We start from the raw sequence: 25,937 nt of genomic DNA, 5'->3' as shown, positions 1-25,937 counted from the left end.
TTTGTTTCAGCGCGGCGTAGCGATGGCTGTTGTCGGACAGGCGACGGACTGATGTCGGCTGGATGAAGGCTGGGAACGGCGTTCGCCGAAACCTTGGGCGCAACCCTGACCGGCCTGCGTCCATTTCGCCTAGGGAAACGACAAAAAGCCCCTATTCGAAGAATGGGTTTGGAGTCATGCTTCCCGTATTCCGCACCGGCGACGTCAGATCGCCGGACGAATGGAGGAAATCGAACGATGGCCCTGCTCGACCATCACCATCGCGCCCCCGCCCGGCAGCATCCCGCCGGCAGCGCGCTGTGCTTTGGCATCACCATCGCCGGACTCGTCGTCCTGGCAATGGTCATCAGTTGGCTGATGACGATGGTGCCGGTTCTCGGTCGCTAAGGTTTTAAGCGGCCAGACGCCGCCAGACCTGGCGGTCGGCTTCGAGATTGGTGAGCGCGCCGGAATTCTGGCGCTGTAGAAGCGTGGCCATGATCTCGATGCTCAACTGCGCATAGCGCACCTGGACATCTTCCTTGAGGCAACCACGGCCCGGCGCGATGAACAGGGCCGCATTGACGTCCGGCGACTTGGCCACGATCAGGGCTGCCAGGCGCTCGGCCCGTTCGCGATCCTTGTGCTGCAGCAGCGGTTCTTCCGCGAACAGCTCCTTGCCCAGTTCCCCGACATAGTTGAGCGACAGCGCCGCGAAACGGTCGCGAGTCATCGGCGGCGACAGTTCTGCCGCGTCGAAACTCAGGATCACGTCGTTCATCAGGAAAAGCATGGCGGGCACAGGGAGCAGTTTGGAGGCCCGCGCAAAATGCCCGAAACACGCTTTAGGTCCGGTTTAGGAGCAGGGTTAACGTCGCGCCTAAGTCGACTTACCCACAGACGCTCCACCTATGAGATTCATTACTCCTAGGCCTCGACCGGCTCGGTCAGGAAGTGGCGACCGTCTCGGTCCTCGATTTCGACCACCCAGACGTCGGGGTCGATGCGGGCCGCGCGCTCGGCATAGGCGTCGAGGTCGGGCTCGAACTCGGAGCGAACCGGCTGCATCCAGAATCGCTCGCCGTCACCGCGCGTGGCCTCGCTGAAGAGCTTGGCGGTACCGGCCTTGCGGTCGACCACTTTGACCAGCACCGCCCCGGCCCGCTGGTCGCCCTTGCGGGCCACCATGGCGAAGGCGCCGCCCAACTCCGCGCGGCGGATCAACGCGCCGACCCAGATATCCGTCGAAAGAAGCATCCGCTAACCGAACCGAAACCCCGGGGCTCTATAGCTCGCCCCTTCAAGTCTCGAAGCATACGAGCAAATGACGCCCCTCTGTCCGCCTAATTTAGGCGGACAGAATTTCCTGGAGTTTGAAGCGCGATGGCCGCCGAAACCGGCTTCCACTTTCGGCTATCGCGCTTCAAGGCGCACCAGAAAGGTCGCGTGGCGCGATGGGTCGGGGTGTCGATTGGGTTGGCGAGCTTCGCCTTCCCTACGGTGCTGTTCGCCAACGCCGCCGACCAGCTCTACGAACGCACGCTGATGACGGCGGCCGACGGCCGCTGCCGGCTGTTCACGCCCACCGTCTCGGCTGCCCTCGACGCCTCCCGCGCCCAGGCGCGCGGCGCGACCCTGCGCTCGGGCGCCAGTGAGCAGCAGGTCGCCGCCCTGGAGCAGCGCGCGCGCGGCAAGGCCGCAGGCGTGGCCTGCAATTCCAAGGACCTGACCGTTGCCGCCGGCCGTGTGAAGAAGGCCTTCGAAGGCTATTCGCAGATGCTGGCCATGAACTATCCGGGCGATGTCGCCTCGTGGAAGGCCGAGCGCTCGGTCTCGTCGACCATCCCGGTCTGGCGGCTGTCGCAACCCTCCAGCTTCGGCGCCGATCGCCTGATCTTCGGCCTGGTCGGCCGCGCCCAGGCGCTGACGACGGTGGCCACCTTCGACAACGGCCAGCGCCCCTACGCGGCGCGCATCATCGTGCGCGACACCAGCCGCACCATGGGCCCCTACATCGCCCCCGGCGCGGGCCGCAACCTCTCGGGCAAGGTCGCGCCGCGCAACGCCAGCCGGGTGTTCACGGCCGAGACCCGCGAGGAAGCCCCGCTTACCCTGCTGCCGACCGGCGCCAAGACGGGCCTGGCCTTCCGCTTCCCGACGGCGGCCGCCGATGCGATCTCGCAACTGGATCCGCGCGAGGCGGTGACGGTGGAGTTCGCCTTCACCGGACGCGGCGACGAAGTCACCCGCAAGGCCTATGTCGAGGTCGGGGATTTCGCGGCGGGCCGGGCGTTCCTGCGCTAGACGCGCTTAGCGCGGCGCGAAGGCGATGACGTTGTCGCCCAGGGCTGCGGGCGGCGCTTCAGCCTGCTCTTCCACCAGCGTTTCCAGAGACACCGGCTCGGGCGCGGCCGCGCGCAGCGGGGTCAGCAGCACCGGCAGGCGCACCGACACGCTGGTGCCCGCGCCCAGGCGGCTTTCGATGATCATCTCACCGCCATGCAGCTTGGCGAAGGCGCGGACCAGCGACAGACCCAGGCCCGTGCCCTTGGCGCGCTGCTCGACGCCGCCGGCCTGCTCGTAGGGACGGCCCAGGCGCTCGAGGTCCTCAGGGGAAATGCCGACGCCGGTGTCGGCGACGATGATCTCCAGAACGCCGTCATAGCCATGGGCCGTGACCGTCACCTGGCCGCCGCGCGGGGTGAACTTCAGGGCGTTGGAGACAAGGTTCAACACGATCTGCTTCAGGGCGCGGCGGTCGGCGTCGACCTCAAGCTCGCCCGGCGGCAGCACGCCGCGCAGCTGGACATTGGCGGTGTCGGCCTGGACGCGCAGCAGGCGCATGGCCGCCTGCACCGCCTCGCGGGCGTCGAAGATCCCGCGTTGCAGCTCGAAGCGCTCGGCCTCGATCTTGGACATGTCCAGCACGTCGTTGATCAGGTCCAGCAGGTGGCCGCCGCTCTCGTGAATCAGCTCGGCATATTCGGCGTAGCGGTCGCTCAAGGGGCCGAACATCCGGCCGCGCATGATGTCCGAGAAGCCCATGATGGCGTTCAGCGGCGTGCGCAGCTCGTGGCTCATATTGGCCAGGAAACGGGCGCGACCGGCGGCAAGGCCCTCGGCGTCGACGCGGGCCTGATCCAGAGAGCTCTCGCGGTTGCGCTCGGCGGTGACGTCGCGCAGCACGCCGACCAGCTGGTTGGGCGACACCCGCACCAGGTCGATCGCGACGATGCGCTCCAGACCCAGGGCCGGGTTGAAGGTCAGGCTGGCCAGGCCGTCGCGATGGGCGGCGGCGATGGCGGCGGTCAGGCGCTGGCGGTCGCCGGGCGCGGCTGCGCCGGTCAGGCCGCGATTGACCAGGTCGACGGTGGTGACGCCGGGCGGCGGCGCGCCGCGCACGGCGGTCACCTGCCCCTGGCCCTTGATGGCGATGGCCAGGTGCGGCAGGCCATCCAGCAGGGTTTCCAGCGCCAGGATCTCCGACGCGTTGCGATCGTCGCGCGCGCCCTGGCGGCGACGGCCGATCAGCAGGCCGGCGGCGACGCCAAGGCCCGTGGTGACCAGCGCGAGGAAGCCCAGCACGAACGCCAACGGGCCGGTCGGCTCGGGCGGGGCCAGGCCGGAAAGTTGGGTCAGGGCGGCGACGCAGCCGCCGATCAGCGACAGGGCCGCGCCTTCGGCCAGGCGACGGGACTGATTGGTGAGCGAGGCCGCCGCGACCGGGGCCAGGCACCAGGCGGCCATGGCGCCGGAGACGCCGCCGGTCAGCACCGCCGCCAGGGCGCCGCCCACGGCCCACAGGACCAGGATCAGCGACTGGGTGCGCTCGTCGTCACGGGTAAAGATCAGCGAGGCCAGGGCCGGAACCGCGCCCGCGCCCAGGGCCGCCCACACGGGCCAGCCGCCGGCGTCGGTGAACAGGGTCGCGGCGGCCGCCAGGCAGATAGCCGCCAGCCAGCCCAGGCGCCATGCATGCGCGGGATCGAACCCCGCCGTGCGAACGGCTGGGCGTCTGATCGGGTCTGGAAGCGTCTCGAATTCCAAAGGCCGCTGACTTCAAGCGCGGTGGGGAAGGATCACCGTCGTCAAACCTTAACGCGGCCGAGCCGTTCCCCCAAGACCGCACAATCGCTGAGCGACCTTTCCTGGTGGACGCGTTGTGGACGGAAACGGATTCGTAAGCGCCTGAGGCGATAGTCTCGGGTTCAATCGTCACGGACAGAACGTCCGGGAGCCCACCATGCCAGAACTGGCGTCCATGGACGCTTCGACCGTCTCCGCCCTCGCGGACACCGATCCGGCCGTGCGCCGGGCGGCCGCGATCGAGCGTCGACGCCTGGCTCTCGACGACCGCAAGCGGTCGTTCCTGCGCATGGTCAGCCACGAACTGCGCACCCCGCTGAACGCCGTGATCGGCTTCTCCGAGATCCTCTCTCAGGAGCTCTACGGCCCGCTTGGGAGCCCGCAGTACAAGGAATATGCGGGCATCGTCCATGAGAGCGGCCTGAAGCTGCTGAAGCTGGTCAACCAGATCGTCGAGATCGCCCGTCTCGAAGGCCACGTCACCGATATCGAGATGACGCCTGAGAACCTGGACGAGGCGATGGAGGATGTCGTCGACGCCCTGCAGTCCGAGATCCGCCGCCGCGACGTGATCGTCCATCTGGTCGGCGAGAAGACCATGCCGGCGGTCCTGGCCGACAGCCGGGGTCTGCGGACCATGCTGACCAACCTGCTGCAGAACGCCGTCACCCACTCGCCCGCTGGGGGAGTCGTGCATGTCGCCGCCGCCAAGATCGGCCGCGAGGTTGAGATCACCATTCGCGACCAGGGCCCTGGCGTGGAGAGCGCCGAGCTGCCCCGCCTGCTGCAACCGTTCGAACAGGGCGGCTCGACCCTGACCCGCACCGCCGAGGGCGTCGGCCTGGGCCTGCCGATCGTCGACCTTCTGTCGCGCGCCATGGGCGGCCAGCTGAAGCTGTCGTCCAGCCTGGGCGCGGGCTTCCTGGCGCGACTGATCCTTCCCGCTGCATAGGCCAAAGCTTGCCTTGCAGGGACGAGGCCCCTAATTGGCCCGCCATGACCAGCCCGATCGACACCGCCCTCAACGACCTCGCCGAAGAGTTCGAGCTCCTCGGCGACTGGGAGGAGCGCTATCGCTACGTGATCGAGCTGGGCAAGGAGCTCGAACCTCTCACCGACGCCGAGCGCTCGGAAGAGAACAAGGTGCGCGGCTGCGCCAGCCAGGTGTGGCTGGTCACCCAGCCGCAAGCCGACGGGACGCTGAAGTTCCGCGGCGACAGCGACGCCCACATCGTCAGCGGCCTGGTGGCCATCATGCTGCGCCTCTATTCGGGCCGGACGCCCGCCGACATCGCCACCTTCGACGCCAAGGGCGCGATGGACAAGCTGGGCCTGTCCGGCGCGCTGTCCTCGCAACGCTCCAATGGCCTGAAGTCGATGGTCGCCCGCATCCAGCACGACGCGCAGGTTCGCCTTGCCTGACATCCGCGTCGCCGCGCTGTACCGCTTCACGCGGTTTCCGGACCCGGCGGCGATCCAGGGCCCGCTGGCCGCGCTGTGCTGCGGCCTGGGCGTCAAGGGCACCCTGCTGCTGGCCCCCGAAGGCATCAACGGCACAATCGCCGGCGAGGACGCCGCCATCGAGGCGGTGCTGGCCCACATCCGCGCCCTGCCCGGCTGCGAAGGCCTGGCGCCCAAGACCGCCTGGGCCGAGCGCATGCCGTTCTATCGGATGAAGGTCCGCCTCAAGAAAGAGATCGTCACCCTGGGCGAGCCGGACCTCGACCCCACCGACGCCGGGACCTATGTCGCGCCCACCGACTGGAACGCCCTGATCAGCGATCCCGACGTGGTGGTGATCGACACCCGCAACGACTACGAGGTCGCCGTCGGCGCCTTCGAGGGCGCGATCGATCCCCGGACAGCCAGCTTCTCGGACTTCCCCGCCTGGTTCCGCGACTGGCGCCAGGGCCTGGACGCGCCGCCGAAGAAGATCGCCATGTACTGCACCGGCGGCATCCGCTGCGAGAAGTCGACCGCCTTCCTCAAGGCCGAGGGCGTCGAGGACGTCTTCCACCTGCAGGGCGGCATCCTCGACTATCTGGAGCAGGTGCCCGAGCCGGAAAGCCTGTGGCGCGGCGAGTGCTTCGTGTTCGACGAGCGCGTCGCGGTCGGTCACGGCCTGTCGCAAGGAACCCACGTCCTGTGCCGAGGCTGCCGCATGCCGGTCAGTCCGGAGGCCCAGACCTCAAAGCTGTATGTCGAGGGCGTCTCCTGCCCCGCCTGCGATGATCAGCGGTCGGACGACCAGAAGGCCCGCGCCGCCGAACGCCACCGCCAGGCCCTGCACTGCCAGACCCTGGGCATCGATCACGTGGGCGCGACACCGCCGGTCAAGATCGGCTGAACCGTTCGCGGTCGCCCCGCGTTGACCCGGCTCCCCTACCTAGCGTGGAGCCCCGCGATGCATACGAACGAAGACCACATCAAGCTCGTCAACGGCCTGGTCGAAACCACGATCGACAGCGCCGACGGCTACGCTGAAGCCGCCAAGGACGCCGACGCCTCGCGCTATCGCGAGCTGTTCGAACGCCGCGCCCAGGAGCGCCGCTCGGTCGCCTCGGAACTGCAGGACGAGGTCCGCCGCCTGGGTGGCGAGCCCAAGGACGACGGCACCATCCTGGCCGCCGCCCACCGCGTGTTCCTGAACCTGAAGGACTCGATCACCAAGGGCGACGAAGCCGTCGTCACCGAGGTCGAGGCTGGCGAGGACCACATCAAGGCCAAGTACGAGAAAGCCCTGCAGGACACCGACGTCGACGCCCAGACCCGCGCGGCGATCGAAAAGGCCTGGACCTCGGTGAAGTCCGGCCACGACCAGATGCGCGACCTCAAGCTCTCGCTGAAGCACTAACCTTCAGCCTGAACGCTTCGAAGGGCGGGTCCGGACGGTCCCGCCCTTTTCGCATATTTGCGTCCGGCCCCGCCGCACCGCATATGAAGGCCATGGAAGACGCAGCCCACATCGTGCTGGACACCCCTATCGTCCTCGACGAGCGCCAGGTGAACCTGATCGCCAAGGCCCTGGCCGACCCGCGTCGTCGCCAGATTCTCAAGGAGGTCGGCGCGGCCAGCGAGCCCTTCCCGTGCGGCGCGATGGCCCAGCACGTGCCGGTGACCGCCGCCACCCTCTCGCACCACATGAAGGAGCTGGAGACGGCCGGCCTGATCAAGATCTGCCGCCAGGGCAAGTTCGCCTTCCTGGTGCTGCAACGCGACGTGCTCAGCGCCTATCTGGCCCAGCTCGCCGAGATCTAGACCGACAATACCGCCACGCCGGGCGTGTCCGAGATCAATGGCGGACAGATGACGTCGTTGTCCCAGCGGTCGCTGCCCTGCCAGCGGATGTACCAGAGCGAGCCATCGTCGTGGTAACCCTGGTGGAACGTATAGACCGAGCCCTTGAACGTGACCGCGGCGGGGCTCTCCGACATCCCGCACGGCAACGTGTAGGTCTTGAACCAGCTTTCGGGATAGGCCGGACTGCCGCGCCAGCAGGACATCTTCCCCTCGTCACTGCTGCGGCAGAAGAACAGGAAAAGATCGTTGCCGCTGACGGTGACGGACGGGCTTCCCGCGATGGCCCCGACACCCATGCTCGGCACGACAACGGTGTCCTTGCCCCAGCTCGTCCCGTCATAGGCCGAATACCAGATCGACCGATCGGAGTGCTCCGGGCCGCGCGAGTCATAACCGCTGTGGAACAGATACAGCTTGCCGCCATAGACCGTGGCGCTGGGGCTGTACGACATGCCGAGCGGGATCTGGGTGTCGCCCGACCAGCTCGTCCCGTCATAGGTCATGTGGAACAGCTTGCCGGAATTGCCGCTGTCCTGGTGGAAGACCCAGAGCTTGCCGCCGTAGACGACGGCGGCCGGGTTGTGCGACAGGCCCGCGCCCAACGACTGGTCGGCTGACCACCTGCCGTTCGCGTAGGTCATGTGCATCAGGGTATTCGCATTGTCGCCCGTGCCCCGCCGGAACACGTGAACCACGCCGTTGTACACCGCCACCGCCGGCCCACCGGTGATGCCGGCGCCGAGCGCCTTGTCCGCCCAGGTCGCGCCGTCCCAGGTGGCGCACCACAGCGCGCCGTCGTTTCCATAGCCTTGATGAAGCACATACAGGGTGTCGGTCATCGCAATGCCTCCCAGCGTTTCTTTCGAAAGCGTAGAGGCAATCGCAACTCAACCGCGTAACCATTTCTTGCTACAGCCGGAGAGTTTACCGCATCGCACGGAGGTCTTGATGCAGTGGCGCGTGTTGGGATTGGCGAGCCTGTTCGTCGTCCTCGCCAGCGGCCTGGCGACGCTCGCCGTCCTGCACGATCCGCCCGAGACCAAGGATCACATCGCCCGGGAGTGCCGCTTCATCGCGGCCCTGGACAAGGCGCGGATCCCCAAGGTCAACAAGTACAACGACGGCCCGAGTCTGGAATTCACGCGCTTCCAGTACTCCCGTGTCACGTTCCTACCGGGCGATCGATACGCGCTGTTCAGGTCAACCTCGTGCGCCTGGTCCCATGACGCCTGGGACCAGGAAGCGACTTCCGCGTCTGGCGACGCGTGGGCGACGTTTGGGAACCCGCCAGCAGCTACGACGAGGTGGCCCTGTACGTGCCGCCGCGCTTCAAACCGCCCGTTCGCTGCTTCGAACGGGCGCCCTCGATCTAAGCCTTGGCCAGCGCGCTGGCCGCCTTGCCGTCATACTGACCGCCGAAGCTCGTCTTCAGATGGGCCATGATCGCCCCGACGTTAGCGCCGGGGTTCTTGGCCCGGAAGTCGTCGATGGCTTCGCGCAGTTCCGATTCCGTCATCTGCTTGGGGCCATACGAGGACAGGATCACCAGTTCGGTTTCAGCCGCCTTGGTGCGCTCGTCCACCTTCGACGCATCGCCACCGGCTTCGATCAGGCGCGCGCGTTCAGTCGCGAGGTTTTCCAGCGTCAGCTTGGTGTTCTTCAAGAACTTCGCGACGGTCGCGACAACCTTTTCGTCCGTGACCTCCGTCACGCCGCGCTTGAATTCTTCGGTCGTGATCTGCGTCGCTTCGCCGATCAATGTGGTGAGCACGTCAGCCTTCAGACGGTCGCTCAGCTTGCGCGCCGCGAGTTGGTCAGCTTTGAGCTCGTCGAGCAAAGCCATGTCGTCGTCCTTTCAGTTCATTCTATTCGGTCGTGCTGTAGTGGGGGTGACCGCAGCTCTTCAAGAGCACGGGCGAGGCGCAAGTCACGAGGAATTATCCGGGCTAAGTCCCCGCACCCGTAAGCGCAACGATCTTATATAGGCAGGACAAGGCAGGGGCGCATGGCTGAACGTATTTCGCTGCCAGCCTCCTTGCGCGACGCGGTCGCGCCGGAAAGCACGCGCTTATGCATTTCCGCGCAACGACCGCAAAAAATCTCTCTCCCCCGCTCATTGAATCACTTCGATGATTATCTAAATGTCGAAGCGATCGCCGATGAAGGCGACCGGCCACTAGGCCGAACGGAGAGAGATCATGAGCAAGCTTACGGGTAAGACCGCTGTCGTGACCGGCGCCTCGAAGGGCATCGGGGCCGCTATCGCCAAGGCCCTGGCCGCCGAGGGCGCGGCCGTCGCCGTCAACTACGCTTCCAGCCGCGACGGCGCCGACAAGGTCGTGGCCGAGATCACCGCCGCCGGCGGCAAGGCTATCGCCGTCCAGGGCGACGTGGCCAAGAGCGCCGACGTTACCCGCCTGTTCGAAGAGACCGATAAGGCGTTCGGCGGCGTCGACATCCTGGTCAACAACGCTGGCGTTTACGAGTTCGCCGCACTGGAAGACGTCACCGAGGAGCACTTCCACCGCCAGTTCAACATCAATGTCCTGGGCCTGCTGCTGGCCACGCAGGAAGCGGCCAAGCGCTTCGGCGCCGACGGCGGCAGCGTGATCAACATCAGCTCGGCGGCGACCACGGTCGATATCCCGACCGCCTCGGTCTACACGGGCACCAAGGCCGCCGTGGACTCGATCACCCGCGTCCTGGCCAAGGAGCTGGGCTCGCGCAAGATCCGCGTCAACGCCATCTCGCCCGGCGCGGTCGAGACCGAAGGCACCCACACCGTGGGCATCATCGGCAGCGACCTCGAGACACAGATGATCGCCCAGACCCCGCTGGGCCGCCTGGGTCAGCCGTCGGACATCGCGCCGGTGGCGACCTTCCTGGCCTCGCCGGACAGCTTCTGGATCACCGGCGAGATCATCGCCGTGGCCGGCGGCAACCGCTAACGACCAGGCCTCAGGCCATCCGATAATGCTGCGCCAGGCGCTGCAAGGCGAGTTTCAGGACCGTCTTGCCCGCCCGGCGCGGCAGCTTCAGCGACCGCTCGGCCGTCTCCAGCGCCGAGCCCAGCAAGCAGACCCGTTCCAGGATCTCGCGCAGGCCCGGCCCCACCGCCGCCAATGCCCTGGCGATCCGCTCACGCGCGGCGTGGTCGCGCTCGGCCGGGGCCAGACCTGGGCGTCCGCCTGATACGCGTGGTGTCAGGTCCCAGCGCATGGTGGTGCGGCCCTGGGTTCCCAGGCTCTCGAATTCCTCGCGCAGCCGTTCGCCCGCTGCGGCCTCGACCGGCGTCAGCCACGGCTGGCCCTCCCCGTCACGGCGACGAGCCAGCCAGGCGATCGGCGACTCCCCGAGATTGCGGCGGACCTTGCCTTCGGCGGTTTCGACTTCCGCTTCGATCACCCCGGGCCGTCCGGGCGGAGGAAGAGCGGGCTCCGATCGCGCCGCCATTGACCACCCGCCCTGCGGACGGACCTTCAGGGTCGCCTCCCGCGCCAAGACCTGGAAGGCGGCCTCGTCCAGGGTCAGCATCACGCTGCGCCGCCGGCTGGCGCCCAGCCGCACGCCGTAGCCCAGGCCCTGCGCCTCGACCACCGCCCCGGGACGCGACAGCAGCCGCATGGCCCTCTCGGCCAGTCGCCGGGCCTCCAGCTCCGCCTCGAAGACTTCGCCGACGCCCATCACGGCATCCCCTCGGCATGGGCCGGCGCCTGGCGCAGGCAGGCTTCCAGCTCGGCCAGGCGACGGTCGAAGGCGGCGTCCTCGCGCAGGTCCTCGATCTTGCGACAGGCGTGGCCGCAGGTGGTGCGATCGCGTCCGAACGCGAAGGCCACCCGCGCCAGCGACCAGTGGAAGGTGATGTGGGTCAGGTAGATGGCCAGCTGCCGCGCGCGGACAGCGGCGATCGACGCCCGCCTCGGCGTCGAGATCTCGGCCGCCGGCACCCCGGTGGCCAGGGACACGAGATGGGTGACGAAGCCGACCGTCAGGCGGTCGCGACGGGGATCGGGCGTGATCGCCCAGATATCCTCAAGGGCTTGAACCAGCATGGAGTCCTCTCCTCCCGACCGCGAGTGCGATCGACAGATACGACTATAGGTTTATTTTCCCAAACAGAGGAAGATATTCCTATTGCACTCAAGCTTCCCGAGGATAAGGCATTGATTTTTCTAGGCCGCGACCCGCGAAGCACCCGCGCCCGGACGAGCATTGGTGCGCGCCAAGTCGGCGATAGCGCCCCTCAGGAGATTCGGCGGCGAGCGCCGAGGCTGCAGGATCCGGAAGGACGGCACGCGGTCGAATAGCCGCCCCATCCGCTCGGCCCAAGCCGCGTCGATCCGGACACCTGACGCGCGGAGCCGGCGACAGGCCTCGACCGAGGCCGCCGTTCCGAAGACGGGATTGGCCGCTCGGATATCCCCGGGGCTCGCGGCGCGCAGCTTCTCGACGATATGCGACGGCGGGAGCGGCCCCTCTCCAAGCCAGCGCTCGGATCGGTGGAAACCGTCAGAACCGAACAGGCGCATCATGTAGGCGGCCCGCGACTGCAGCAGTACGCGCTCCTCGGGATCGACCAGGATGATGGGAAACAGCGGCGCCAACGCGGGCAAGGCGGTGTTGGCATAGGCGCGAACGCCCCAATAGGGCTCGGCGATGGCGGCGAAGTGGGCCGCGTCGCGGATCAGCTCCAGGCCCGAGTCCTCCATCGGCAGGATCTCGATCTTGGACTTGCGGCGATCGACGGAGTCGTTGGCGACGTCGACATACAGCGTGCCCAGCCGCATGGCGTTCTGGAAGTAGCGTCCACGCAGCGCGCCCCAGACGAGACGGGCCTCACCACCGCCCTTGAAGAAGGCCTTGAGCGCCCGCGCCCCCGGCGAGCCGGCCATGTCGCTCCAGGCCCTCAGGCGAGCGAACACGTCCAGGGTGATCTCCAGGCAGTAGCCGTAGGGATAGGGCTTATCGCGACGCGCCGCGGCCTCGTCCCCCAGCACCCGATCGGTCCCGACCCGCAGATCCAGGAATGCGGCCTCCAGCTCGGCCAGGACGGGCGTGAGGAAGCGCCGCGTGAGGGCGGCCTGGAGGCGGCCCGCGCCGAGGGGCTCGGGCGGCTTGAGCAGGGTCATACGCGTACACGAAGGGAACTAGGCGTCGAGGGCGACGTCATGGGGCAAGATAGCGCCTCGGTGCGAGACCACCAACGCAGCCAGGGCGTGGGCCCGCGCAACCGCCTCCGAAATGGGTTTCCCGGCCAGGCGCGACGACAGGTAGGCGGCGTTGAAGCTGTCCCCCGCCCCCGTGGTGTCGACCGCCTTCACGCGGCCGGGCGCCGGCGTGGTCGTCCGGCCGTCGGGGCGATGGACGTTGACGCAATGGCTCTCGTCGCGCGCCACCACCTCGGCGCCGGCCTTGGCCCATTCGCCGGCCAGGTCCTCGGCCTCGCGGTCGTAGAGCGGGCGGCTGTCCTCGCTGCTCAGCGAGATGTAGCGGCATGACGGCACGACCCCGTCCAAGGCGGCGCGGGCGGCTTCGGCGCTGGGCCAGAGGGCCGGGCGGTAGTTGAAGTCCAGCGCCACCGCGATGCCCAGCGAGTGGACGTAGGCGAGGATGTCCTTCAGGCGCGCCCGGCCAATGTCGCCGATCACCGCCAGGGTCACGCCCGACAGATAGACGAGGTCACTGGCCTTGGCCGCCTCGATCAGTTGGTCGGCGGTGTGGGCCGAGAACAGGTCGCGGATCGGGGCCCGCTCGCGCCAGTAGTGGAACTTCCGCTCGCCGTGATCGTCCAAGACGATGGCGTAGAGGCCCGGCAAGCGGTTCTCGACCTGGCGGACCAGGCGGGTGTCCATGGCCTCGCGACGCATGGTCGACAGCACGCCCTCGCTGAAGGGATCCCCCTGCCCCAGCGCCGTACAGTAGGCGACCTGATCACCCAGCCGGGCCATGTAGATCGCCGTGTTGAAGGTGTCGCCGGCATAGCCCATTCGGTACAGGGGCGCGCCGCCGCCCATTCCTACTTCAGGGGCAGCTTCCGGCGACAGCTCGACCATGCATTCGCCGAGGACGGTGATCTTGGCCATGTCAGCCCTTCTTCTTGTTTTGCTGGGCGATCCAGGCGTCGATGCGGGTCTCCAGGACCGACAGCGGCAGCGAGCCGTGCAGCAGCACCGCATCGTGGAAGCCGCGCTCGTCGAAGCGGTCGCCCAGCTTCTTCTCGGCCTTCCGGCGCAGCTCCAAGAGCTTCAGCTCGCCGATCTTGTAGGCCAGGGCCTGGCCGGGCCAGGAGACATAGCGCTTGAGCTCGACCTCGATGTTTACCGGCGACAAGGCGGTGTTGTCCGTGAAGCAGGCGCGGGCCTGGTCCAGGCTCCAGCCTTTCCAGTGCATGCCGGTGTCGGCCACCAGGCGGCAGGCGCGCCACATCTCGTAGGACAGCCGGCCGAACAGCTCATAAGGATCGCGATAGATCCCCATCTCCTCGCCCAACCACTCCGAATACAGGCCCCAGCCCTCGCCATAGGCCGTGAAGTAAAGATTTCTGCGGAACTCGGGCGCGCCGACCTGTTCCTGGGCCAGGGAGGTCTGGATGTGGTGGCCCGGCGCGCCCTCGTGCAGCACCAGGGCCGGCAGCTCGTACAGCGGCCGCTGGTCCAGTTCCGAAGTGTTGATCATCAGCCCGCCGGCCCGGCCGGCCTTGGGATCACCACCGAAGTAGCGGCCGGTGGTGTAGCCCTTCTCGATGCTGGCCGGCACCGGCCGCACGCCATAGGTCAGGCGCGGCAGGACGCCGAAATGGGCCGGCAGCTGGTCGTCGGCGCGCTTGGCGATCTCGCTGGACTTCTCCAGCAGCTGCTGGCGGCTGGTCGCGTAGAAGCGTGGATCCTGGCGCAGCATGGCGATGAAGGCCGTCAGGTCGCCCTGGAAGCCGGCGACCTTCATCGCCTCCTGCATGCGGGCGCGGATGCGAGCGACCTCCGCCTGGCCGATGTCGTGGATCTGGTCGGGCGTCAGGTCGGTGGTCGTATGGCGATGGGCCAGGAAGGCGTAGTAGCGCTTGCCGTCCGGCAGGTCCGAGGCTGCCAGGCTCCTGGCCGCGTGCGGGACGTAGTCCTCGGTCATGAACTTGACGAAGCTGGCGCGGGCCGGAGCGACCTTGTCGGTCAGCGCCGCCTCGCCCTCGGCGATCAAGGCCGCGCGGTTCGGGACCTCGGCCGGCAGCGACCGCAGCGGGGCCAGCAGCGGATCCTCGGACAGCGGCGTGGCGGCCGCGCGCTGGGCCCGCTCCAGCACCGCCTGGGCGGTCGGGACGGCCTGGACAAAGCCGCTGGCCACGCCGCGTCGGGCGTTGTCGATATTGGTCGCGTACCAGCCGGGCATGCCGTTCAGCAGGGCGATCCAGCGCCGCGCCTCTTCGACATTGCGCAGGGTCGTGCCACTGGCCCGGTACAGCATCATCACGTCGAAGCCGCCATCGCTGCTGAACGGCATGCGGGCCTCGTCGAAAGCCGCCGCATCGATCCGGTCGCCCAGGCTGAACAGCAGCAGGTCGCGGGTCAGGCGCTCGTCCTCGGACAGGCCCTTGTCACCCATGCCTTTAAGCTCGGTCCGGATCTGCTTCAGCTTGGCGGTGCGGTCGGCGTCGGCGGCCGGCGTGACGTCGGGCAGCTTCCAGCGCGCGTCGCTCGAGCCGCCGGAATCGGGATCCTCACCCGGATCGCCCAGGGCCTCGTAGCGGATGACCAGATTGGTCAGGTTGACGGACGCGGGACCGGCCCAGGCGGCCGAGACCGTCAGCGCGGCGAGACAGGCGCCGGCCACGCAAGATGCGATGCGAGTCATGCGGTCCAGCTTAGGCCAAGCCGACGCGCAGGGACATGCGAATCGCCGACCCGATCAGGGCCGCCACGTTCGTCTAAATGTTCGGAAGATTTTCGAGAATGGAGCGGGCGAAGAGATTCGAACTCTCGACCCCAACCTTGGCAAGGTTGTGCTCTACCACTGAGCTACGCCCGCATCGGAGGGGCTCGGAAGAGCGCCCCGCGACGAGGAGGCGGCTTATGGCAGAGGCCTTCGCGCTTGGCAAGCGCCCTTTGAGGGGTTGCGGAGAGGGTTTTTTCGGAGGCTTGATCTGGGCAGGTTTTCCGGGGGCGGAGTTCTAGGCGTTGCGTCTGTTTGTGTTCGGTCTGGGCTATGTCGGCGCGGCGTTTTCACGCGCCTTGCGAGCACGCGGTTGGGAAATCGCCGCCACGGCGCGGGATGAAGACCAGGCCGATCGGCTGCGCGCCCAGGGAATCACGCCGGCCGATCCAGACCACCGAGACGCCATGGCCGCCGCCCTCACCGGCGTGAACGCCATCCTGGTCACCGCCCCGCCCGGCCCCGACGGCTGCCCGGCCCTGGAATCGCTGATCCCCGCCCTGGCGCAGGCGCAGGCCTTCCCCGACTGGATCGGCTACCTGTCCACGACCGGGGTCTATGGCGACTTCGACGGCCGCTGGGTGTTCGAGACTTCCCCGCTCAAGGCGCAGTCGGTCGAAGGCGCGCGCCGCGTCGGCGCCGAGCGCGACTGGCGCCAGGTCGGACGCGGCATGGGCCTGACGGTCACCACCTTCCGCCTGCCGGGCATCTATGGCCCCGGCCGCAGCGCCCTGGACCGCCTGCGCGCCGGCGAAGGCCGCCGCATCGTCAAGCCGGGCCAGGTGTTCAGCCGCATCCACCTCGACGACATCGTCACGGGCCTCTCGGCCTCGCTGGACCGCCCGCGCGCCGGCGGGATCTACAACCTGGTCGACGACGCACCGGCCCCGCCGCAAGACGTCATGGAACACGCCGCCCACCTGCTGGGCGTCCCGGTCCCCCCGGACCTGCCCTTCAACGAACTGGGCATGTCCCCAGCCACCCGCCGCTTCTACGCCGAGAACAAACGCGTCTCGAACGCGCGGGCCAAGGCCGAGCTTGGGTGGCGCCCCGCGCATCCGACCTATCGCGAAGGCCTGGCGGCGATACTGAAGGCGGGTGGTTGACGCTCGCGCCAAAAAGACCGCTTGCCCAGAGACTCAACTTTTGATTTCACCTCGATGGCTGAGGGGGTGGGCATGGCGACCTCGACACAAGTAGTACGAGGGAGGTCGCCTTGAGTTATGCCGGCCCGAAACGCTTCCACGCGAACGCCCACGATGACTATGCGGCCTTCACGGAGGCGGCGATCAGCTACGTCGCCAATCTGCCGTCCCATGCTCTACGCGGCCTTGTCGAAAAGCCGCTGGATTGGCGACCCGGCCATCCCAGCTACTTCACCGCGATGCTCCAGCTGCTCAGCGCGCTGCAAGCGCTGAACCTGCCGCCGGGCGCCAAGATCATCGAGGTGGGTTCCGGCGCGGGCTGGGCGACCGAAATCCTGGCTTCGCTGTGGTACCGCGTCGATTGCGTCGAGCCCTCCCCGGAGATGATCCGCGCGGCCCGCAAGCGGGTGCGCGAGCACCTCAGGCTTCGCGGCAACGAGCACTTCCACCGTCGCGTGACCTGGCAGGCGTCGACGATGGAAGAGGCCCGGCTGGAGCCGGGCTCCGCCGACGCGGTGATCTATTTCGAGAGCTTCCATCATGTCGTCGACGAACACGCGGCGCTGGAAAAAACGCTGAACTCCCTGCGCCCAGGAGGCCAGATCGTCATCCTGGGCGATTCAAACTGGATCCCCGGAAATGTCGAGCAGGAGACGGCCTGGAAGGCGGAAATGGCCGCCTATGGGACGCTCGAAAGCCCCCTCACGGCCGACTACATGACCTGGCTGCTGGCGGAGAAGGGCTTCGTCGATATCAAGCGGTGTCACCTGGTGAACGGGCTGACGCCGACGGAACGCGAGGCTGAACCGGTCAGGGCCTTCGCACTAATGGACGCGACCTGGGTCAACCTTGCCATCGCCAGAAAGCCCCTGAACGGCCAAGCGCCCTCCCCGGACGTCGAATATCCTTACGGACTGCCGCTGGAGGACACGGCGCCGAATTCGGCGAGCGATCGCCTTCGCCGCGCGATTAGCGGCCAGCTGCGGAACCTGGCGGACGCGATCTCCGGCCGCTGAATCGCTACTCGTCGTCGATCGCCGGCGCCCTCGGCGTGATCCCCACCGCGTCCAGCCCCGCCGCATTGCGAAGCCGCGCCGCCCGCGCCAGGCGGCGGCTCACCAAGTCGCCCTCTTCCGGCTCAGCCAGCCCCTTGACCTCGACGACGGCGGCGACCAGGCGCTCCAGGTCCTGGGGACGCGACAGCCGGTGGTCACCGTCCTTGATCAGGGTGAAGACGACGTTGTCGGACTTCAGGGCGTTGGCCAATTCCAGCGCGTGTGTCCACGGCACGTCGGGGTCGGCGCCGCCTTGCAGCACCCGTACCGGGACGTCGATCGGCACGGGTCCCGGCAGGATCGACCACCGCGCCCCGTCGTCCAGCAGTTCGCGGGTGATCGCATAGCCGCCGTCGTCATACTCCGAAGGCCGGATCCAGAAGCCGTCGCGGGCGATGGCCGCCTTGGCCTCGGCCGAGAGGTCGGGCTCCATCAGCTTCTCGGTGAAGTCCGGCGCGGGCGCGATCAGCACCATGGCCTTCACGCGGTCCGGACGGGCGATCGCCGCCAGGCACGACAGCCAGCCGCCCATGGACGAGCCGACCAGCACCAGCGGCCCCGTGGTGAGCTCATCGATCACCGTCAGAGCGTCCGCGCGCCAGCGGCTGATGGTTCCGTCTTTGAACTGACCATCCGACTCGCCGTGGCCGAAATAGTCGAAGCGGATGTAGCTGCCGCCGGTCGCCTTGGCCTGCTCGGCCAGGACCTCGGCCTTGGTCCCCGTCATGTCGGAATGGAAACCACCCAGCCACACAACCGTTGGCCCTTCGCCCTCCACGCGGCGAAAGGCGATCTTCGAGCCGTCTTTGCTCGCTAGAGCACCTCGGGATTCGGTCATGGCGTCGCCTCGATCCTTTCGCTAACTAAAATCCGCTCGTTTTCGCCGAGAGTCGCGTGCCCGACCTACCCGCCGATTTCACCTTGCTGCAAGTCACACCCGAGCTTGAAACGGGCGGGGCGGAGCAAACGACGATTGATGTCGCCCATGCCGTGGTGGCGCAAGGCGGCAAGGCCTTGGTCGCAACCAAGGGCGGTCGCATGGCCGCGCGCCTGGAGGCCGACGGGGGCCGCCTGGCCCAGATGCCGGCCCAGTCCAAGAACCCGCTGGTCATGCTGGGCAACGCCGCGCGGCTGATCGACCTGATCCGGCGCGAGAAGGTCAGCTTGGTCCACGCCCGCTCGCGCGCCCCCGCCTTCAGCGCCCTGTGGGCCGCGCACGCCACCAAGGTGCCGTTCGTCGCCACCTACCACGGGGTCTACAACGCCAAGTCAGAACTGAAGCGCTGGTACAATGCGGTGATGACCAAGGGCGACCTGGTCATCGCCAATTCCGAATACACCCGCCAGCACGTGATCAAGGAACATGGCATCGCGCCCGAAAAGGTCGTGGCCATCCCGCGTGGCGTCGACCTTTCGCGCTTCGAGCCCGGCGTCGTCGGCTGCGACCGCGTCGAGAAGCTGCGCGCGACCTGGGGCGTGGCGGAGGGCGAACGCCGGCTGAAGGTGCTACTGGCCGGTCGCCTGACCCGCTGGAAGGGTCAGGGCCTGCTGATCGAGGCCATGAAGGTCCTGAAGGACCGCGGCGAGAACCGCATCCTCCTGCTGCTGGTCGGCGACGACCAGGGCCGCAAGGGCTATCGCGCCGAGCTTGAGGCCGCCATCGCCGCCGCCGGCCTGCAGGACGCGGTTAAGCTGGTCGGCCACTGCGACGACATGCCGGCCGCCTATCTGCTGGCCGATCTGGCCATCGCGCCTTCGCTCGAACCGGAAGCCTTCGGCCGCACCGCCGTCGAGCCGCAGGTGATGGGCCGCCCGGTCCTGGCCTCGGACCACGGGGCCACGCGCGAGACGGTCGCGCCCGGCGAAACGGGCTGGCTGGTCAAGCCGGGCGACGCGCAGGCCTGGGCCGACGCCCTGCTGCACGCCTGCGAAGTCGGGGCCGCCGGCCGCCAGACCATGGGCCTGGCCGCGAGGACACGTGCGCGGCGGTTGTATTCAGTGGACGCTATGTGCGAAGCCACCCTCAAGGTTTATGCACGCGTATTGGGTTTGGAGCGTTCGGCTTGAGCAAGGAGATCAAGAAGGTCCTGGTGATCAAGCTGGGCGCCCTGGGCGACTTCGTCCTGGCGCTCGCCGCAATGAAGAAGATCCGCGAGGCGCATCCCAAGGCCAAGATCACCCTGCTGACCACCGCGCCCTTCGAGGGCCTGGCCAAGCTCAGCCCCTATTTCAACACCGTCGAGACCGACGGCCGCCCCGGCGACGTGGGCGAGACGCTGGCCATGATCGGCCGCATCCGCAAGGCGCGCTACGACCGGGTCTACGACCTGCAGACCAACAGCCGCACCAACTGGTACTTCCAGGCGCTGCGTCCCTTTCCGCCGCAGTGGAACGGCATCGCCGTCGGCGCCCAGCTGCCGCAAAAGGGCAAGGCCCGCCAGCGCATGCACACCCTGGAGCGCCAGGCCGACCAGCTGCGCGCCGCCGGCATCTGGCCCGACGCCCCGACCGAGCCGGGCAGCGCCCCGCCGCCGGACCTGTCGTGGATCCTGCGCAAGCACAAGGAGCCGCGCCCCGTCGCCGGCGCCGCCACGCCCAAGCCCTATGTCCTGTTCGTGCCCGGCGGCTCGGCCCACCGGCCCGAAAAGCGCTGGCCCGTCGAGTACTACGCCCAGCTGGGTTCGCTGCTAAAGGCGCGCGGCCTCGACATCGTGATCATCGGCGGCCCGCAGGAAAGCGCCATGGCGCGCCACATCCAGAAGGCCGTCGGCGGCGCCCGCGACCTGACCGGCCGCACCGACTTCGCCCAATTGGCCGTACTGGGCGCCAAGGCCGCCCTGGCAGTCGGCAACGACACCGGCCCCACGCACCTGCTGGCCGCCGCCGGCGCGCCGACCATCGTGTTGTTCTCCGACGCCTCGGACCCCGACCTGTGCGGCCCGCGCGGCCACGTGGCCGTGATCCGCTCGCCGGACCTGCAGGCGTTGCCCGTCAGCACGGTCGCCAGCGCGGCGATGGCGCTGCTGCCGCATTAATAGCCGGCGTACCGCCCAGGCTTGTGATTAGCGATGATCACCGCGCTCAGCGCCACGGCGCTGGCGATGGACAGCAAGAGCTTGTCGAAGCTGATCGTGAAGAAGGCCGCGGCGATGACCAGGCAGTCGGCGGTCATCTGCACCTTGCCGGCGCTGATCCCGCGCCGTTCCTGCAGCCAGAGGGCCAGCACGCCCGTGCCGCCGACGCTGGAGCGGTGGCGCGCGAGGGCAAGAATGCCCATGCCGATGATGGTGCCGCCGAACACCGCCGAGAAGATCGGGTCGACGCGTTCGACCTTCAGCCAATAGGGCATGCCCCAGGCCAAGCCCGCCAGCAGCAGGTTGGTCGCCAGGGTCTTGCCGGTGAAGGTCCAGCCCAGGGTCCGCTGAGCCAGGACGTAGAACGGCAGGTTCAGGACGAAGAACGTCACGCCCACCGGCCAATCCGTCAGGTAGGAGATGATCAGCGCCACCCCGGCCACGCCGCCGGTGACCAGGCCCGCGGCCTTCAACAGGGTCAGCCCCACGGCGATGAAACTGGAGCCGATCAGGAGGGCGTGGACGTCCTCCAGGGCGGTGTGGCGATGCTGGGTCATGAAGGTCGGAACAAGCGTCTTGGTCAGAGGAAACTCGTCCCTGTCCCGCCGTTTCCATCCCATCACGCGCTAGATCAGAAAAAACTGGACCTGCGCGGCGTCTCTTTGTCCGCCTTCGCTTGATACGCGGCGGCCGGCGCGTCATATATCACTTTCTCGCGGCGCGCCCAGCGCGGCGCGCATGCGTTCAACTGTACCCTCAACTACTCTTTCCATTAACAGCCCCGGAGCCGCCCCTATTCGCCGTCCTATGCAAACGCCGCCCGTTAAAGACGGACCGCGTATCAACGAAGACATCCGCGTCCCGCGCGTCCTGCTGATCGACCAGAACGGCGAGAAGCAAGGCGAGATGCCGACCTCCTCCGCGCTCGAAGCGGCGGAAGAAGCTGGCATGGACCTGGTGGAAATCGTTCCGAACGCCAATCCGCCTGTCTGCAAGATCCTGGACTACGGCAAGTTCAAGTTCCAGGAGCAGAAAAAGAAGAACGAGGCGCGCAAGCGGCAGAAGGTCGTCGAGCTCAAGGAGATCAAGCTCCGCCCGAACATCGACATCCACGACTATGAAGTGAAGGCGAAAGCCATGACTCGCTTCTTCGAGGAAGGCGACAAGGTGAAGGTCACCCTGCGCTTCCGCGGTCGTGAAATGGCGCACCCGGAACTGGGCATGAAGCTGCTGCTCAAGGTCAAGGCCGACTTCGACGAAGTCGCCAAGGTCGAGTACGAGCCGCGCATGGAAGGCCGTCAGATGATCATGATCCTGGCCCCGCGCTAGGCTCCCGATCACCGGTAGACATCGAAACGCCCCGGCCCTCGCGCCGGGGCGTTTTGTTTTGGGCTAAACGCCCCGGCGAGCGCTCGACAGCTACACACCCTCTGGTAGCTTGGCCGCAGTTCTGGGGGATTCCATGTTCAAGACCATTCTGGCCGCCGGCTTGGCGACGGCCGCGCTGACGGCTTCCATCTCGACGGCCACGGCCGGCAGCCTGCAGGCCTATGGCCGCCTGCCGGCGTTGTCGGATGTCGAGATCTCGAGCGACGGCGCCAATCTGGCCTACATCGTTCACGACGCCGGAAGCGCGCGGGTGGTGATCCAGCCCCTGGATGGCGGCGCGGCCCAGAGCATCGATTTCGGCAAGGCCAAGGTGCGCGGCGTCAGCTGGCCCGACCCGGTCCACGTGCTGGTGGAGGTCTCCCGCACCGACTCCATCGAGTACATGACCTATGTCGGCGAGATGTTTCAGGCGACCAGCGTGAACATCAAGACGGGCGCCTCGGTTCAGATCCCGACCAAGGGCTACGAGACCATCACCAACATCCTGCAGGACAACCCGACCGGCGCCGTGATCGGCGGCAAGCCTGCGATCCTGGCCGCGCTGTATGCCGGCGAGGAGGCCAAGTCGATCCAGCGCGGTCGCTACGACCTCTACCGCATCGATCCCGATACCGGCATCGCGTCCATGCACCAGATGGGCGACATCGACACCAACAGCTATCTGGCCAAGGCCGACGGCACGGTGGTGGCGCGCACCCGCTTCCACCGCGAGAATTCCCGCTGGTCGCTGGAGCTGCGCAAGGGTGGCTGGACCGACGCCTATGTCGTCACCGCGCCCCTGGATCGCCCCGGCCTGCTGGGCCTGTCGCTGGACGAGAAGTCGGTCGTGCTCAAGCTGTGGGACGACGCGACCAAGGCCTATCGCTTCGCGCCGATCTCGCTGGAGACGGGCAAGATGGGCGCGTTCTACGGCCCGACCGAGCCCTTCAGGACGATCACCGACAACAGCCAGCGCATCATCGGCGTTGTCCGTGAAGTCGGCTTCCAGCAGTACGAGTTCTTCGAGCCTCGCATGGCAGCCGCCTGGTCGACGATCGCCGGCGTGTTTCCGGGCCGCCAGCTGACCCTGCAGTCCGCCAGCGACGACTGTTCGAAGATCGTCTTCTATGTCGAAGGCACGGGCGAGCCCGGCGGCTACTACCTGCTGAACCTGGCGGCCCAGAAACTGCAGAAGGTGGGCTCGGCCCTGCCGAGCCTGACCGGCGCGGACGTCGCCGAAGTGCGGACCGTGACCTATCCCGCCGCCGACGGCCTCTCGATCCACGGCTATCTGACCCTGCCGCAAGGCCGCGCGGCCAAGGGCCTGCCGCTGGTGGTGCTGCCGCACGGCGGTCCGCGCGCCCGTGACTCGGCCGGGTTCGACTGGTGGGCCCAGGCCCTGGCCTCGCGCGGCTACGCGGTGCTGCAACCCAACTTCCGCGGCTCCACCGGCTATGGCGAGGACTTCGTCCGCGCCAGCGACGGCGAGTGGGGCGGCAAGATGCAGACCGACCTGTCGGACGGCGTGCGGGCCCTGGCCAAGCAGGGCCTGATCGATCCCAAACGCGTCTGCATCGTCGGCGCCAGCTATGGCGGCTATGCGGCCCTGGCCGGCATCACCCTGGACAAGGGCGTCTATCGCTGCGCGGCCTCGATCTCGGGCATCGGCGACACCCGCAAGATGCTGGACTGGTACACCAGCCGCTACGGCGAGGAGCAGCCGATCGTCCGCGACTACAAGCGCTACTTCGCCGTCGCCTCGGCCTCGGACGACAAGCTGGCGGCGCGCTCGCCGGCGCGCCACGCCGAGAACGCCGACGGTCCGGTGCTGCTGATCCACGGCAAGGACGACACCGTCGTGCCCTTCGACCAGAGCACCGACATGCGCCGCGCCCTGGAACGCGCCGGCAAGCCGGTCGAGTTCGTCACCCTGGCGGCCGAGGACCACTGGCTGTCGCGCGAAGCCACCCGCCAGCAGATGCTGAGCGCCGTGGTCGCCTTCCTGGAGAAGAACAATCCGCCGAACTGATCGCCGCGCGGGTCGCCAACCTGGGCGTTCAGGCGTAAACCGCGCGTCCTGATGTCCGAACCCGCCCACAGCGCTCGCGCCCTGGTCGTCCTGCTCCTGGTTGTCTTCATCAACCTGGTGGGCTTTGGCGTGGTCATCCCGCTGCTGCCCTTCTACGCCAAATCGATGAACGCCGCCCCGTGGCAGGTGACGACCATGTTCGCCGCCTACAGCCTGGGGCAGTTCTTCGGCGAGCCGTTCTGGGGCCGGCTGTCGGACCGCATCGGCCGGCGGCCGGTGCTGATCGTCACCATCATCGCCAACACCCTGGCCTATATCGCCCTGGCCTTCGCGCCGAACATCTGGATCGCCATGGCCGTGCGCCTGGTCGGGGGTTTCGGCAGCGGCAACATCTCGACGATCCAGGGCTACATGGCCGACGTCACCCCGCCCGAAAAGCGCGCCGGCCGCATGGGCCTGCTGGGCGCGGCCTTCGGAGCCGGCTTCGTGATCGGCCCGGCCCTCGTCATGGTCATCCATCCGGGCGCGGGCCACCTGGGCTACCAGCTGCCGCTGTTCCTGGCCGCCGCCATGGCCGGGACCGCCGCCCTGGGCGTGGTGCTGTTCGTCGCCGAGAGCCGCGCGCCGTCCACGCCGGGCGCGATCCAGCCCAACCGCCGCGAGGCCCTGGCCGCCGCGGCCGCCCATCCGGTTCTGTCGCGGGTGCTGCTGGTCACCCTGATCTCGACCGCCGCCTTCGCCGGGATGGAGGCGGTGTTCGGCCTCTATGCCGATGTCCGCTTCGGCTGGGGCGCGAGCCAGGTGGCCGCGTGCTTCGCGATCATCGGGGTCATCGCCTCGCTGGGCCAGGGCCTGCTGACCGGACGCCTGGCCAGGCGATTCGGCGAGGGGCGCGTGCTGACGACGGGCCTGGCGATCATCGCCCTGACCCTCTTGATCACGCCGTTCATCCCCAGCCCGCCGGTGGCTGTCGTGGCGGTGGCCTGCACGGCCTTTGGCCAGTCGCTGGTCTTCCCGTGCGTGGCCGCCCTGATCTCGCGGGCCAGCCCGCCCGACCGCCAGGGCCAGATGCTGGGCCTGAACATGGCCGCCGGCTCGCTGGCCCGCATCGGCGGTCCCCTGCTGGCCGGTCCGCTGTTCGGCATCGCCATCGGCGGCCCCTACTGGTTCGGTTCGGCCCTGATGATCCCGGCCATCTTCTTCGCCATGACGATCGTGCATCGGACGAAAGCGGCGGCCTAAATGCTTGCCATGCCTGAGTCTCTCCTGTAGTAACCCCGCCTTTCCGGAACCGCCTGGCCAATTGGCATGCCATGGCGGTTCGTCTTGCTATCCCAGAGGACGGGGCGAAAGCTCCGACGCGAAATGCCTAAGTTGAAGACCAAGTCGGGCGCTAAGAAGCGCTTCAAGATCACGGCCACGGGTAAGCTGAAAGCCGGCGTCGCCGGCAAGCGCCACCGTCTGATCGGCCACAACGGCAAGTACATCCGCCAAAACCGCGGAACGAAGGTGATGAGCGAGGCTGACGCCAAGACCATCCGTTCGTACCTGCCCTACGGCCTTTAAGAGGAGCGCTGACACATGGCTCGCGTCAAACGTGGCGTCACCGCCCACGCCAAGCACAAGAAGGTTCTTGAACAGGCGAAAGGCTTCTACGGCCGCCGCAAGAACACCATCCGCACCGCCAAGGCCGCCGTCGATAAGGCCGGTCAATACGCGTACCGTGACCGCAAGGTGCGCAAGCGCGCCTTCCGCTCGCTGTGGATCCAACGCATCAACGCCGGCGCTCGCATCGAGGGCTTCACCTACTCGCAATTTATCCACGGCCTGGACGTGGCGGGTGTGGTGATCGACCGTAAGGTTCTCGCCGACATCGCGGGTAACGACCCGGCTGCTTTCAAGGCTATTGCTGACAAGGTCCGCACCGCCCTGGCCGCCTAAGGACATCTGAGTTTTCGAACTCATTCGATCCTGAAAAGCC

29 protein-coding genes and 1 tRNA gene are annotated in these 25,937 nt (G+C 67.7%); 17 read left to right on the top strand and 13 right to left on the bottom strand.

All coding sequences use genetic code 11. The features are described from left to right. Positions 1-237 precede the first annotated feature (237 nt). Positions 238-387, top strand: a complete 150-nt coding sequence (locus AC1RR5_RS09655) for a hypothetical protein (protein ID WP_492921139.1) — start codon at positions 238-240, stop codon at positions 385-387. 4 nt (positions 388-391) lie between these two features. Here AC1RR5_RS09655 and AC1RR5_RS09650 read toward each other — a convergent pair whose 3' ends face one another. Then, positions 392-772 (bottom strand): hypothetical protein, encoded by a 381-nt coding sequence (locus AC1RR5_RS09650; protein WP_492921336.1) that lies wholly within the window; start codon positions 770-772, stop codon positions 392-394. A gap of 134 nt (positions 773-906) precedes the next feature. Beyond that, positions 907-1,236, bottom strand: coding sequence for a DUF1491 family protein (locus AC1RR5_RS09645; protein ID WP_492921137.1), 330 nt, complete (start codon positions 1,234-1,236; stop codon positions 907-909). 126 nt (positions 1,237-1,362) lie between these two features. Here AC1RR5_RS09645 and AC1RR5_RS09640 point away from each other — a divergent pair, with 126 nt between their 5' ends. After that, the gene (locus AC1RR5_RS09640) at positions 1,363-2,283 is read left to right on the top strand and encodes a hypothetical protein (protein WP_492921136.1); all 921 of its coding nucleotides are present in this window, start codon (positions 1,363-1,365) and stop codon (positions 2,281-2,283) included. 6 nt (positions 2,284-2,289) lie between these two features. On the opposite strand, the gene divJ is transcribed toward AC1RR5_RS09640, so the two are convergent. Further along, a complete protein-coding gene (divJ, locus tag AC1RR5_RS09635; protein ID WP_492921134.1) occupies positions 2,290-4,026 on the bottom strand; it encodes a cell cycle sensor histidine kinase DivJ in 1,737 nt (578 codons plus the stop codon). Positions 4,027-4,222: 196 nt separating this feature from the next. Between divJ and AC1RR5_RS09630 the strand changes: the two genes are divergently transcribed. From AC1RR5_RS09630 to AC1RR5_RS09610, 5 genes are all read left to right on the top strand, one after another. Continuing rightward, complete coding sequence (locus AC1RR5_RS09630; protein WP_492921133.1) at positions 4,223-5,017, top strand: sensor histidine kinase; 795 nt, start codon at positions 4,223-4,225, stop codon at positions 5,015-5,017. Positions 5,018-5,061: 44 nt separating this feature from the next. After that, positions 5,062-5,487, top strand: a complete 426-nt coding sequence (locus tag AC1RR5_RS09625; RefSeq protein ID WP_492921132.1) for a SufE family protein — start codon at positions 5,062-5,064, stop codon at positions 5,485-5,487. Further along, a complete protein-coding gene (gene trhO, locus AC1RR5_RS09620) occupies positions 5,480-6,412 on the top strand; it encodes an oxygen-dependent tRNA uridine(34) hydroxylase TrhO (protein ID WP_492921131.1) in 933 nt (310 codons plus the stop codon). The genes AC1RR5_RS09625 and trhO overlap by 8 nt, the downstream gene beginning before the upstream one ends. Positions 6,413-6,469: 57 nt before the next feature. After that, a complete protein-coding gene (locus tag AC1RR5_RS09615; protein WP_492921129.1) occupies positions 6,470-6,919 on the top strand; it encodes a PA2169 family four-helix-bundle protein in 450 nt (149 codons plus the stop codon). Positions 6,920-7,002: 83 nt separating this feature from the next. Next, positions 7,003-7,323: an ArsR/SmtB family transcription factor gene (locus AC1RR5_RS09610; RefSeq protein WP_492921127.1), complete on the top strand. Its 321-nt coding sequence runs from the start codon at positions 7,003-7,005 to the stop codon at positions 7,321-7,323. Here the strand turns inward: AC1RR5_RS09610 and AC1RR5_RS09605 are convergent. Next, positions 7,320-8,204 carry a DUF8189 domain-containing protein gene (locus AC1RR5_RS09605; protein ID WP_492921126.1) on the bottom strand — a complete coding sequence of 295 codons (885 nt, stop codon included), beginning with the start codon at positions 8,202-8,204 and terminating at the stop codon, positions 7,320-7,322. The two genes, AC1RR5_RS09610 and AC1RR5_RS09605, sit on opposite strands and share 4 nt — an antisense overlap. Positions 8,205-8,734: 530 nt before the next feature. Next, positions 8,735-9,208 (bottom strand): GatB/YqeY domain-containing protein, encoded by a 474-nt coding sequence (locus tag AC1RR5_RS09600; RefSeq protein WP_492921124.1) that lies wholly within the window; start codon positions 9,206-9,208, stop codon positions 8,735-8,737. 355 nt (positions 9,209-9,563) lie between these two features. Here AC1RR5_RS09600 and AC1RR5_RS09595 point away from each other — a divergent pair, with 355 nt between their 5' ends. Next, on the top strand, positions 9,564-10,313 hold the full coding sequence (locus tag AC1RR5_RS09595; RefSeq protein ID WP_492921122.1) for a glucose 1-dehydrogenase: 750 nt from the start codon (positions 9,564-9,566) through the stop codon (positions 10,311-10,313). Between the two features lie 10 nt (positions 10,314-10,323). On the opposite strand, the gene AC1RR5_RS09590 is transcribed toward AC1RR5_RS09595, so the two are convergent. The 6 genes from AC1RR5_RS09590 to AC1RR5_RS09565 all read right to left on the bottom strand — a co-directional run bounded on the left by AC1RR5_RS09590 (position 10,324) and on the right by AC1RR5_RS09565 (position 15,381). Next, positions 10,324-11,049: a DUF6456 domain-containing protein gene (locus AC1RR5_RS09590; RefSeq protein WP_492921121.1), complete on the bottom strand. Its 726-nt coding sequence runs from the start codon at positions 11,047-11,049 to the stop codon at positions 10,324-10,326. Then, positions 11,049-11,417, bottom strand: coding sequence for a helix-turn-helix domain-containing protein (locus AC1RR5_RS09585; RefSeq protein ID WP_492921119.1), 369 nt, complete (start codon positions 11,415-11,417; stop codon positions 11,049-11,051). The genes AC1RR5_RS09590 and AC1RR5_RS09585 overlap by 1 nt, the downstream gene beginning before the upstream one ends. A gap of 120 nt (positions 11,418-11,537) precedes the next feature. Next, positions 11,538-12,494 carry a hypothetical protein gene (locus AC1RR5_RS09580; protein WP_492921117.1) on the bottom strand — a complete coding sequence of 319 codons (957 nt, stop codon included), beginning with the start codon at positions 12,492-12,494 and terminating at the stop codon, positions 11,538-11,540. 18 nt (positions 12,495-12,512) lie between these two features. Beyond that, on the bottom strand, positions 12,513-13,448 hold the full coding sequence (locus AC1RR5_RS09575; RefSeq protein ID WP_492921116.1) for a sugar kinase: 936 nt from the start codon (positions 13,446-13,448) through the stop codon (positions 12,513-12,515). Between the two features lies 1 nt (position 13,449). Then, positions 13,450-15,207, bottom strand: coding sequence for a DUF885 domain-containing protein (locus tag AC1RR5_RS09570; RefSeq protein ID WP_492921115.1), 1,758 nt, complete (start codon positions 15,205-15,207; stop codon positions 13,450-13,452). A 99-nt stretch (positions 15,208-15,306) separates the two neighbouring features. Beyond that, positions 15,307-15,381 (bottom strand) — tRNA-Gly (locus AC1RR5_RS09565). A gap of 149 nt (positions 15,382-15,530) precedes the next feature. Here AC1RR5_RS09565 and AC1RR5_RS09560 point away from each other — a divergent pair. After that, positions 15,531-16,391: an SDR family oxidoreductase gene (locus tag AC1RR5_RS09560; protein ID WP_492921114.1), complete on the top strand. Its 861-nt coding sequence runs from the start codon at positions 15,531-15,533 to the stop codon at positions 16,389-16,391. 110 nt (positions 16,392-16,501) lie between these two features. After that, complete coding sequence (locus tag AC1RR5_RS09555; RefSeq protein WP_492921113.1) at positions 16,502-17,446, top strand: class I SAM-dependent methyltransferase; 945 nt, start codon at positions 16,502-16,504, stop codon at positions 17,444-17,446. 4 nt (positions 17,447-17,450) lie between these two features. Here the strand turns inward: AC1RR5_RS09555 and AC1RR5_RS09550 are convergent, their stop codons facing one another. Beyond that, positions 17,451-18,323 carry an alpha/beta fold hydrolase gene (locus tag AC1RR5_RS09550; protein ID WP_492921112.1) on the bottom strand — a complete coding sequence of 291 codons (873 nt, stop codon included), beginning with the start codon at positions 18,321-18,323 and terminating at the stop codon, positions 17,451-17,453. Between the two features lie 56 nt (positions 18,324-18,379). Here AC1RR5_RS09550 and AC1RR5_RS09545 point away from each other — a divergent pair, with 56 nt between their 5' ends. Together AC1RR5_RS09545 and AC1RR5_RS09540 are read left to right on the top strand one after the other, a co-directional pair. After that, entirely contained in the window at positions 18,380-19,552 is a 1,173-nt protein-coding gene (locus AC1RR5_RS09545; protein ID WP_492921111.1) for a glycosyltransferase family 4 protein, read from the top strand. Beyond that, positions 19,549-20,520: a glycosyltransferase family 9 protein gene (locus AC1RR5_RS09540; RefSeq protein ID WP_492921110.1), complete on the top strand. Its 972-nt coding sequence runs from the start codon at positions 19,549-19,551 to the stop codon at positions 20,518-20,520. The genes AC1RR5_RS09545 and AC1RR5_RS09540 overlap by 4 nt, the downstream gene beginning before the upstream one ends. Here AC1RR5_RS09540 and AC1RR5_RS09535 read toward each other — a convergent pair. After that, positions 20,517-21,116: a YitT family protein gene (locus tag AC1RR5_RS09535; RefSeq protein ID WP_492921109.1), complete on the bottom strand. Its 600-nt coding sequence runs from the start codon at positions 21,114-21,116 to the stop codon at positions 20,517-20,519. The two genes, AC1RR5_RS09540 and AC1RR5_RS09535, sit on opposite strands and share 4 nt — an antisense overlap. Positions 21,117-21,366: 250 nt before the next feature. Between AC1RR5_RS09535 and infC the strand changes: the two genes are divergently transcribed. The 5 genes from infC to rplT all read left to right on the top strand — a co-directional run bounded on the left by infC (position 21,367) and on the right by rplT (position 25,897). Next, on the top strand, positions 21,367-21,888 hold the full coding sequence (infC, locus tag AC1RR5_RS09530; RefSeq protein WP_492082975.1) for a translation initiation factor IF-3: 522 nt from the start codon (positions 21,367-21,369) through the stop codon (positions 21,886-21,888). 133 nt (positions 21,889-22,021) lie between these two features. Next, on the top strand, positions 22,022-23,956 hold the full coding sequence (locus tag AC1RR5_RS09525) for an alpha/beta hydrolase family protein (RefSeq protein ID WP_492921107.1): 1,935 nt from the start codon (positions 22,022-22,024) through the stop codon (positions 23,954-23,956). Positions 23,957-24,007: 51 nt separating this feature from the next. After that, the gene (locus tag AC1RR5_RS09520; RefSeq protein WP_492921105.1) at positions 24,008-25,198 is read left to right on the top strand and encodes an MFS transporter; all 1,191 of its coding nucleotides are present in this window, start codon (positions 24,008-24,010) and stop codon (positions 25,196-25,198) included. Positions 25,199-25,321: 123 nt separating this feature from the next. Then, complete coding sequence (rpmI, locus tag AC1RR5_RS09515) at positions 25,322-25,522, top strand: 50S ribosomal protein L35 (protein ID WP_018061454.1); 201 nt, start codon at positions 25,322-25,324, stop codon at positions 25,520-25,522. A gap of 15 nt (positions 25,523-25,537) precedes the next feature. After that, positions 25,538-25,897 (top strand): 50S ribosomal protein L20, encoded by a 360-nt coding sequence (gene rplT / locus AC1RR5_RS09510; protein ID WP_099580311.1) that lies wholly within the window; start codon positions 25,538-25,540, stop codon positions 25,895-25,897. The last annotated feature ends 40 nt before the right edge of the window (positions 25,898-25,937 follow it).

Source organism: Caulobacter sp. GW821-FHT11E11 (assembly GCF_058808315.1).
The sequence above is the reverse complement of the archived record's forward strand: the minus strand, read 5'-3'. Positions and strand labels throughout refer to the sequence as shown.